This is a genomic window from Halochromatium sp. (assembly GCF_054919635.1).
On record NZ_JBUDPI010000185.1, the window covers coordinates 1 to 7,213 of the forward strand.

Annotated in this window: 11 protein-coding genes; 8 read left to right on the forward strand and 3 right to left on the reverse strand. The window is 59.8% G+C overall.

Features of this window, described 5'->3' with window-relative positions; all coding sequences use genetic code 11:
- The 7 genes from pufL to pufA (ACY693_RS11840) all read left to right on the forward strand — a co-directional run.
- Positions 1–532 (forward strand): photosynthetic reaction center subunit L (gene pufL, locus ACY693_RS11810; protein WP_462322024.1); only part of this gene is annotated, 532 nt, incomplete at its 5' end.
- A gap of 12 nt (positions 533–544) precedes the next feature.
- Positions 545–1,528: a photosynthetic reaction center subunit M gene (pufM, locus tag ACY693_RS11815; protein WP_462322025.1), complete on the forward strand. Its 984-nt coding sequence runs from the start codon at positions 545–547 to the stop codon at positions 1,526–1,528.
- Positions 1,525–2,898, forward strand: coding sequence for a photosynthetic reaction center cytochrome PufC (pufC, locus tag ACY693_RS11820; protein WP_462322026.1), 1,374 nt, complete (start codon positions 1,525–1,527; stop codon positions 2,896–2,898). The genes pufM and pufC overlap by 4 nt, the downstream gene beginning before the upstream one ends.
- An 88-nt stretch (positions 2,899–2,986) precedes the next feature.
- Positions 2,987–3,130, forward strand: coding sequence for a light-harvesting antenna LH1, beta subunit (gene pufB, locus ACY693_RS11825; protein WP_462322027.1), 144 nt, complete (start codon positions 2,987–2,989; stop codon positions 3,128–3,130).
- A gap of 83 nt (positions 3,131–3,213) precedes the next feature.
- Entirely contained in the window at positions 3,214–3,405 is a 192-nt protein-coding gene (gene pufA / locus ACY693_RS11830) for a light-harvesting antenna LH1, alpha subunit (RefSeq protein ID WP_462322028.1), read from the forward strand.
- Positions 3,406–3,579: 174 nt separating this feature from the next.
- Positions 3,580–3,723, forward strand: a complete 144-nt coding sequence (pufB, locus tag ACY693_RS11835; protein ID WP_462322029.1) for a light-harvesting antenna LH1, beta subunit — start codon at positions 3,580–3,582, stop codon at positions 3,721–3,723.
- 87 nt (positions 3,724–3,810) lie between these two features.
- On the forward strand, positions 3,811–3,990 hold the full coding sequence (gene pufA, locus ACY693_RS11840; RefSeq protein ID WP_462322030.1) for a light-harvesting antenna LH1, alpha subunit: 180 nt from the start codon (positions 3,811–3,813) through the stop codon (positions 3,988–3,990).
- 111 nt (positions 3,991–4,101) lie between these two features.
- Here the strand turns inward: pufA (ACY693_RS11840) and ACY693_RS11845 are convergent, their stop codons facing one another.
- The 3 genes from ACY693_RS11845 to ACY693_RS11855 form a co-directional block, all read right to left on the reverse strand.
- The gene (locus ACY693_RS11845; protein WP_462322031.1) at positions 4,102–4,395 is read right to left on the reverse strand and encodes a hypothetical protein; all 294 of its coding nucleotides are present in this window, start codon (positions 4,393–4,395) and stop codon (positions 4,102–4,104) included.
- 12 nt (positions 4,396–4,407) lie between these two features.
- Positions 4,408–5,223 (reverse strand): undecaprenyl-diphosphate phosphatase, encoded by an 816-nt coding sequence (locus ACY693_RS11850; protein WP_462322032.1) that lies wholly within the window; start codon positions 5,221–5,223, stop codon positions 4,408–4,410.
- A 109-nt stretch (positions 5,224–5,332) separates the two neighbouring features.
- Positions 5,333–6,502, reverse strand: coding sequence for an alkaline phosphatase family protein (locus ACY693_RS11855; protein ID WP_462322033.1), 1,170 nt, complete (start codon positions 6,500–6,502; stop codon positions 5,333–5,335).
- 73 nt (positions 6,503–6,575) lie between these two features.
- Here ACY693_RS11855 and ACY693_RS11860 point away from each other — a divergent pair.
- Positions 6,576–7,213: GIY-YIG nuclease family protein (locus tag ACY693_RS11860; RefSeq protein WP_462322034.1), on the forward strand; the 638-nt coding region annotated here is incomplete at its 3' end.

A 7,213-nucleotide genomic window follows, 5' to 3' on the forward strand; every position in this document is an offset into this window, starting at 1 on the left:
CGTCTCTTGGGCACTGCGCCAGGCTGAGATCGCCCGCAAGCTAGGCATGGGGCTGCATGTCCCGATCGCTTTTGGCTTCGCAATCCTCGCCTACGTCACGCTGGTTGTGATCCGCCCTGTGTTGTTGGGTGCGTGGGGTCATGGCTTCCCATACGGTATCTTCAGTCACCTCGACTGGGTATCCAATGTGGGCTACCAATACCTGCACTTCCATTACAACCCGGCGCACATGCTGGCGATCACGTTCTTCTTCACTAACGCGCTTGCGTTGGCCCTGCATGGTTCGTTGATTCTGTCGATGACGAATCCGCAAGAGGGTGAGCCAGTGAAGACGGGCGAGCACGAGAACACCTTCTTCCGTGACTTCGTTGGTTATTCCATCGGTGCGCTCGGTATCCACCGTCTCGGTCTATTCCTCGCGATCAATGCTGCATTCTGGAGCGCAGTCTGTATCGTGATCAGTGGTCCGTTCTGGACGCGTGGCTGGCCAGAGTGGTGGAACTGGTGGCTCGAATTGCCGTTCTGGTCATAAGGGGACACCAACATGGCTGAGTATCAAAACATCTTTACGCGGGTTCAAGTCCGCGAGCCCGGCTACCCAGGTGTCGAGCTCCCAGAAGGTAGCCTGCCGCGTCTCGGGAAACCGGTCTTTCCGTGGTTCTCATATTGGCTGGGGAAGATCGGTGACGCCCAGATCGGTCCGATCTACCTTGGCTTTGCCGGCGTAGCCTCGCTGATCTGCGGTTTTATCGCCATTGAGATCATTGGCTTCAATATGCTGGCGTCGGTCGATTGGAGCCCGATGCAGTTCCTTAAGAACTTCTTCTGGCTTGCACTTGAACCGCCACCTCCAGCTTATGGATTGAGCATTCCGCCCTTGGGTGATGGTGGCTGGTGGCTGATGGCTGGCTTCTTTCTGACTGCCTCGATCATTCTGTGGTGGGTTCGGACCTACCAGCGCGCGATTGCGCTAGGCACTGGAACCCATGTGGCTTGGGCCTTTGCTGCGGCGATCTTCTTCTACCTGACGCTAGGATTTATTCGTCCAGTGTTGATGGGTAGCTGGGGTGAGGCTGTGCCCTTTGGGATCTTCCCGCATCTGGACTGGACGGCGGCGATCTCCATTCGCTACGGCAACTTCTACTACAACCCGTTCCATGCGCTCTCGATCGCCTTCCTCTACGGCTCGGCAGTGCTGTTTGCGATGCACGGCGGCACTATCCTCGGTGTCTCGCGCTATGGTGGTGATCGTGAGATCGATCAGATCACCAGCCGCGGAACCGCCGCTGAGCGTGCCATGCTGTTCTGGCGCTGGACCATGGGCTTCAACGCGACGATGGAATCCATCCACCGCTGGGCCTGGTGGTTCGCAGTACTCACGGTCATCACCGCGGGCATTGGCATTCTGCTGACCGGTACGGTTGTCGAGAACTGGTATCTCTGGGGTATTAAGCACGGCATCGTGGCTCCCTACCCATCAGAGATCACGATCCAGGATCCGACCCTGCTGCAGGGGGTATCACAATGAAGGTCTTCAATCGTAAGACGGTCATACTCGCAGCCTTGGGCGCCTCGGCGATCCTGGCTGGCTGCGAGGCGCCACCGCCGGAAACGATCCAGAACGGCTACCGTGGGCTGCAGATGCAGACCAACTACAACCCGCGTCTGCTTCAGGCATCGCTGGAAGCCAATGTGCCGCCGGACCCCATCCCGGCTGCCGCTGAAGGTGGGCCGTTGGCGAAGGACGTGTACAAGAACGTCCAGGTGCTAGGTGACCTTACGGTCAATGAGTTCAACCGGCTGATGGTTGCTCTGACCAACTGGGTGGCGCCGGAACAAGGCTGCTATTACTGCCATGTCAGTGATGGTGGGTTCGAGGAAGACGGCATCTACACCAAGATCGCTTCCCGAAAGATGCTGCAGATGACGCAGGATACCAACGCCCACTGGAAGGACCATGTGGCCGATACCGGTATTACCTGCTACACCTGCCATCGCGGGAACCCGGTTCCGGAATACGTCTGGGTAACCGATCCAGGTCCGGGTCAGCCAACCGCCTTAGCGCCGACTGGGCAGAATATCGCTGCTCCGTCGGTTGCCTATGCATCGTTGCCGTATGACCCGTTCACGCCATTCTTGCTACAAGACAATGACATTCGGGTTATTGGCGATACCGTCCTACCGCAAGGAAATCGTCGGTCGATCAAGCAGGCAGAATGGACCTATGGCCTGATGATGCATATCTCCGACGCTCTGGGTGTCAATTGCACCTATTGCCACAACTCACGGTCGTTCTACTCCTGGGATCAGAGCACACCACAGCGCACCACTGCCTGGTATGCGATCCGTCACGTCAGAGAGCTGAACAACAATTGGGTTGTGCCGCTAAGCGAAATCCTTCCGGATTCCCGCAAGGGGCCTTTGGGCGACGTCTATAAGGTGTACTGCACCACCTGCCACCAGGGTGCTTACAAGCCTCTCTATGGCGCACCGATGGTGAAGGACTATCCGTCGCTACAGGGACCGATACCTGAAGGTGGGTTAGCCGCTGCCAAGGCTGCTGAGGAAGCAACCGAAAAGGCGGCATCGGCAGAAGCGGCACCGGCAGAAGCGGCACCCGCTGAGGAAGTAACCGAAGAGGCGGCATCGGCACAAGCTGCACCCGCTGAGGAAGCAACCGGGGAAGCAGCGCCAGCAGAAGCGGCACCTGCTGAGGGAGCAGCACCGGCAGAAGCGGCCCCGGCCGAGGGAGCAGCAGCTGAAGCTCCGGCTGCCGAAGAAGCTCCGGTACAGCAACAGACCCAGCAGTATCCGCCGCGGCTGCAGTACCCACCGCCGTCAATGATGCGCTATCCGCCGGCTCCGCTGCAGTATCCGCCGGCTCCACAGTCTCGGTAGGAATATCCAGGGTGATGGACCACCCCGCCCGGCTGGGCGGAACCGATGGCCGAAAGGTCAAATCTGAAAAACGACAGAGGTGATTTCCATGGCTGATAACAAGAGCCTGACGGGCCTGACCGAAGAGGAAGCCCAAGAGTTTCACGGCATCTTCACGTCTAGCATGACCGCCTTCTTTGGCGTCGTCATTCTTGCTCACGTGCTGGCTTGGCTCTGGCGTCCCTGGCTGTAAGACGGCGTTCGCTAAGTTGAGTCATATTACGGTGTGAATGCCTTGCTCAAGACAGGCTTTCACACTTCACTAGGAGACAATCCATGCATCGTATTTGGCAGCTCTTTGATCCGCGCCGCAGCCTGATGGCGCTGTTCAGCTTCCTGTTCGTATTAGCCTTGCTGATTCACTTCATCCTGTTGGCGTCTCCGGACTTCAACTGGCTCGGAGGTAACTCGGTTCAGGCGCCTGCATCGAACATGTCGGCTATGCCGGCCGCTCGGACGATGAACTGAAATGATGTGATCGATGACAGTCATTGATTGGCTGTCATCAAAGCACCGTCTGTTGGTGCCTGCTGATACCGAGCGAAACCGCTTGGTGCGGCAAGCCCGAAAGGGCAACCCCGCCGCGGGGGTGTACGCGGTCGATGGCCGAGAGGCCCTTTTAGAAAACCGGAGGTTGAATCCATGGCTGATCCCAAGAGCCTGACCGGACTGACCGAAGAAGAGGCCCAGGAGTTCCACGGCATCTTCACGTCTAGCATGACCGCCTTTTTTGGTGTCGTCATTCTTGCACACGTACTGGCTTGGATCTGGCGCCCCTGGCTGTAAAGAGCGAACGCGCTTGCGAACCCGGCATCGCGAGCACTGTGCTATACGGTGCTCGACGACCTAGCGACTAACGCAGAGGAATCTGAAATGCATAAGCTCTGGCAAATCTTCGATCCGCGCCGCACCCTGGTGGCAATCGCTATCTTCCTATTCATCCTGGGCTTGTTGATCCACTTCATCCTGCTCAGCACGGCGGATTTCAACTGGCTGGGCGATGGCATTCCAGCCGTCAGCCAAATGATCTCGGAGCAGATCAGCCTCGTTTAGCGTTCAAGAGGCTCGCCATCTTAAGAGATGGAGCGCTGGGTCACCCGTTCTCACGTGTGACCCAGCGTGACGCGCAAACGGCAGCCAAAGGGCTGCTTTTTTGTGTGTGAATCATTGCTTCCGCTGTCTCCACGCTTCATTGCTGCGCCAACGTTCCATGAGGTCGAAACCATGTGCGATCAGTGCGAGCCCTAGTGGTAGAGCGATCAGGTACCAGCTGAGATCAGCTATGGCAGCTCGTAGACTGAGTAGCAACAGAAATCCAGCCGCGAGGTTAGGTAAGAGTTGCATCAAGCTGGGAGCGCGTCTAGTGATGCGGTACACGATTTCCAGTGCGGCCATCTCGACCAGAACCAGCATCAAGATGATGTCGATGATCTTGCCAGAGGCGAAGAGCTGCGCCATGTACGAGTCCTCCTAGAACAAGACGATCCAATAGATCAGTAACCCGAGCACGAGCCGATAGAGCACAAAAGGCAGCATGCTCACGCGCTCGATAAAGCGCAGAAAGAAGTGGATCGTCAGATAGGCGACGATGAATGAGAGCGCGGCCCCGAGCCAGAGCTGGCCCCAGGCGACGGGGTCGGGCGATTCGACCAACTCTTTTGTCTGCAGCAAGCCGGCGATCAGGATGGTTGGGATCGAGAGCAGAAAGGAGAAGCGCGATGCGGCCTGGCGTGTCAGTCCCAATAGGAGCCCAGCAGTCATGGTGATGCCTGAGCGCGAGGTGCCGGGAATGATGGCGATCGCCTGAAAGAGCCCAATCAACAGGGCGCTGCCCCAGCCTAAGCGGTACTCGTCGCGCTTGCGTTTTCCGACGGCATCGGCGAGCCACAGCAGTAACCCGAAGCCCAGGGTGGTGCTAGCGATCACCAGCTCGACAAGCTGGCCGTCTTCGCGAAGGAATTCCAGCAGGGACTTGAGTGGAAGGCCGAGCACGAGGATGGGAAGGGTCGCGATCAGCACCATCCAGCCCAGGCGCGCACTGGGATCGGCCAGCGAGCGTCGCCGAATCGAGCCGCCAATCGCCACTGCCATGGAGGTGAGCTCTTGGCGGAAGTACAGCATCACGGCGGCAAGGGTGCCGACATGCACGGCGACATCGAAGGCTAGGCTCTGCAATGCGTAGCCGAAGACGGTCGGCGTGACGATCAGGTGCGCCGAGCTCGAGATGGGGAGAAATTCGGTAAAGCCCTGCACTACGGCGAGCAGAACGATCTGGACGACGTCCATCTTGGGGGTCCTTCAACAGCAGGTGATGGCATCGGTCACGGCCGATCGGGCGCGAGAGTATAACGCGTGGTCTGTGACAGTCGCGCCTATCGTGCGCCGCTTTATCAGCTCAGAGATCGAAGCGGCACAGCGGAACCATCAACTCTGCGCGGCTCAGGCCACCGTGAATCCCGATCTGCTCGAATGGCTTATCGCCGATCAGCTGGTGGTGGAGTGCGGCCCGGTCGCGAGCGATCAGGCAATAATCGCCGACGCGCTCTCGCAGCCTTGGATGGGCGACCCCGAGTCCAAATAGGCCGCGCTCGATCAGCTCCGAACTGCGGAACAGCTCAAAGTCGGTACCGAGCAGGTCGACGCAAAGCTGTTCGAAGCGGCTCGACTGGTCGGGTCGCAGATAGCAGTAGGCCGCGCGCGGCTCGCCGCAGAGCGGAATGCGTAGACAGTCGACCAGCTCCGGCATCGAACTGAGCTCGATGAGCTGCGTTGGCGGGGTGTCCAATTGGCCATGATCGGCGCTGATCAGTAGCATGCTGTCGCTGCCTGCCAGACGCCGCTGCAGGCTGCTCAGCTGGCGCTCGATCGCGTCCAGATGGGCCAGCGCCTGCGGGCTCTCGATGCCCTGCTTGTGCCCGATGGCATCGAGCTCGGGCCAATAGCCATAGATGGTCGTCGGCGAGCGCGCCTGCTTCAGCACCTTGGCAATGCCGCGAAAGAGTTCGCTCAGACCCTTGTACGGATGCAGTCTGGCCGGCCCCAGATGGGCGAGGTTGTAGTCCGAGCGGGCGATCGTCTTGGGCGAGATCACCACCGAAGGGGTGTCCAAGGCCGCGAACACGGAGCGATGCCCATAGAGCTGGCGCAGATCGACACCAGCCTGAGCATAGCCGCTGCCGCCGTATCTTGGTGTGCCGGGCAGCACCGCGAGCACGCTGCCGAGCTCGCCGAGCCACATGTGCCAGCCGGTCATCCCGTGCTGCTGCGGGGCGTCGCCGGTGAGATAGCTGGTGATGGCCGATGCCGTGGTCGGCGGGAATACCGAGGTCAGGGCGCCAAGCCGATGCTGGGCTAACAGCCCATCCGGTGCGCGCCGCTGTAGCCAGTCGTCGCCAAGCCCATCGATGATGAGCAGCACGAGATGCCGGGCCTTCCTGATCTCGGCGGCTGGCAGCAGATTGGCCTCGGGATAGGGCTCGGCATCGGGCGGTTGATGTCCGCGGGCCTGGATCAGCGACTGCATCAGGTTAACGATGCTGCCGCCTTGATAGTCTGGAGCGTGCATCCATCGAGGATACGGGAGCCTTCTGGTGGCGACCAGCCCACTTGCGATCGTAGCAGCTACAATCCCGCCTACCATGTCGTCGTTTGATCATCGCACCGCGCTGCAGCAGATCCCGGCCGAGCCTGGCGTCTATCGCATGCTCGACGCCGCAGGCACGCTGCTCTATGTCGGCAAGGCCAAGCACCTGAAACGCCGGGTCGGCAGCTATTTTGGCCGGGCGCTGAATCGTCGACTTCAGGTGATGGTCGCGCAGATCGCCGATATCCAGGTCACGGTGACTCGCACCGAGGGCGAGGCCCTGCTGCTCGAGAATGACCTGATCAAGACCCATCGCCCACGCTTCAATGTGCTGCTGCGCGATGACAAAAGCTATCCGTACATCTACCTGAGTACCCAGGATCAGTTCCCACGGCTGTCGTTCTACCGTGGGCCGCGTCGGGGCGAGGGGCGCTACTTCGGCCCCTACCCCAGCGCTTGGGCGGTGCGTGAAACCCTGCAACTGCTGCAGAAGCTGTTTCCGGTGCGGCAATGTCGCGACAGCTTCTACCGCACGCGCACCCGAGCCTGCCTGCAGCACCAGATCAAACGCTGCACCGGCCCCTGTGTCGGCTTGATCAGCGCGGACGACTATGCGGTTGATGTGGCGCATAGCATCAAGTTCTTGGAAGGGCGAACCGACGAGGTGATTGCCGAGCTCGGCGAGCGCATGGA